At 49.4% G+C, this 743-nt stretch carries 1 protein-coding gene; it reads left to right on the top strand.

From position 1 onward, the window contains the following. Nucleotides 1-24 precede the first annotated feature (24 nt). Nucleotides 25-743, top strand: a 719-nt coding sequence (trmB, locus tag A3757_RS05865) for a tRNA (guanosine(46)-N7)-methyltransferase TrmB (protein ID WP_068739305.1), incomplete at its 3' end; no start/stop codon positions are given.

Raw genomic sequence — 743 nt, 5'->3', positions numbered from 1 at the left:
ACTGACGTAACAAGGCTCAACATAATGACCGAAGAACATCAGGATTCCGCACAGACGGACGAAACTGACTCAAAAGAGACGAATACCAAAGGTCCTAAAATTGAAGTGGCTAACCTCAAGAAAAGGCCGATTAGAAGCTTCGTTGTTCGCAGTGGAAGGATGACCGCAGGCCAGCAAAGAGGCTTTGAAGAGTGTTGGTCAACGATGGGCTTGGAGTTAGCGAAAGCGCCTTCTGATGTTCGTGAGAGTTTTCCTCTTGCGCAACCTTTAGTGGTAGAAATTGGTTTTGGCATGGGTGCATCACTAAGTGAAATGGCTCATCAGGCGCCTAATGAGAACTATTTGGGGATTGAAGTTCATCGTCCCGGAGTTGGTGCGCTCCTAAATCAGGCGGGTGATCTAGGCTTGGAAAACTTACGAGTATTCTGCGCCGACGCCAACGAAGTGCTGGCACGGAATATTGCTGATGATTCCGTTAGTCGCCTACAGCTTTTCTTTCCCGACCCATGGCATAAAGCACGCCATAATAAACGTCGCCTTGTACAGAGCGAGTTTGCTGAGCGAATCAGGTCAAAGCTTGAAATCGGAGGTGTCTTCCATATGGCAACAGACTGGGAGCCTTACGCAGAACATATGATGGAAGTGATGGAAGCCGCGCCAGGCTATGAAAACGTGGCCGGAGCCGGGCAATACTCTGAACGCCCTGAAAACCGCCCCTTAACTAAGTTTGAAAAGCGCGGTCA

The sequence above is a fragment of the Oleiphilus sp. HI0117 genome (assembly GCF_001635235.1).
Note: the sequence above shows the minus strand (reverse complement) of the source record. Positions and strands in the feature narration are given on the sequence as shown.